The following is a 1,008-nucleotide window of genomic DNA, read 5'->3' as shown; positions in this document are numbered from 1 at the left end:
CTCCTGCTTCCTGCTCCGCATCGAGGACAACATGGAGTCGATCTCGCGCGGCATCAACTCCTCGCTGCAGCTCTCGAAGCGCGGCGGCGGCGTGGCCCTGCTCCTCTCCAACATCCGCGAGGCCGGCGCCCCGATCAAGCAGATCGAGAACCAGTCCTCGGGCATCATCCCCGTGATGAAGCTGCTGGAAGACTCCTTCTCCTACGCGAACCAGCTCGGTGCGCGTCAGGGTGCCGGCGCGGTCTACCTCAGCGCCCACCACCCGGACATCATGAAGTTCCTCGACACCAAGCGCGAGAACGCCGACGAGAAGATCCGCATCAAGACGCTGTCCCTGGGCGTCGTCGTGCCGGACATCACGTTCGAGCTCGCGAAGAACAACGAGGACATGTACCTGTTCTCGCCGTACGACGTCGAGAAGGTCTACGGCGTCCCCTTCGGCGACGTCCCGATCTCCGAGAACTACCGCGCGATGGTCGACGACTCGCGCATCAAGAAGACGAAGATCAAGGCGCGTGACTTCTTCACGACCATCGCCGAGATCCAGTTCGAGTCGGGCTACCCGTACATCGTGTTCGAGGACACGGTGAACAAGGCCAACCCGATCAAGGGTCGGATCAACATGTCCAACCTGTGCTCGGAGATCCTGCAGGTCAACACCCCGACGACCTTCAACGAGGACCTGTCCTACAAGGAGATCGGCAAGGACATCTCCTGCAACCTCGGCTCGCTGAACATCGCGCTGACGATGGACTCGCCCGACTTCGGCAAGACCATCGAGACCGCCATCCGCGGCCTGACCTCGGTCTCGCAGATGTCGCACATCACCTCGGTGCGTTCCGTCGAGGACGGCAACGACAAGTCGCACGCCATCGGCCTCGGCCAGATGAACCTGCACGGTTACCTCGCTCGTGAGCGCGTCTACTACGGCTCCGAAGAGGGCATCGACTTCACGAACATCTACTTCTACACGGTGCTGTTCCACGCCCTTCGTGCGTCGAACAAGAT

1 pseudogene is annotated in these 1,008 nt (G+C 61.5%); it reads left to right on the top strand.

Annotated elements, in window-relative coordinates:
- A pseudogene (locus BACI9J_RS23095) lies at positions 1 to 1,008 on the top strand (class 1b ribonucleoside-diphosphate reductase subunit alpha); the annotation flags it as partial.

The organism is Arthrobacter sp. 9V (assembly GCF_902506065.1).
Classification (GTDB): domain Bacteria; phylum Actinomycetota; class Actinomycetes; order Actinomycetales; family Micrococcaceae; genus Arthrobacter.
Note: the sequence above shows the minus strand (reverse complement) of the source record. Positions and strands in the feature narration are given on the sequence as shown.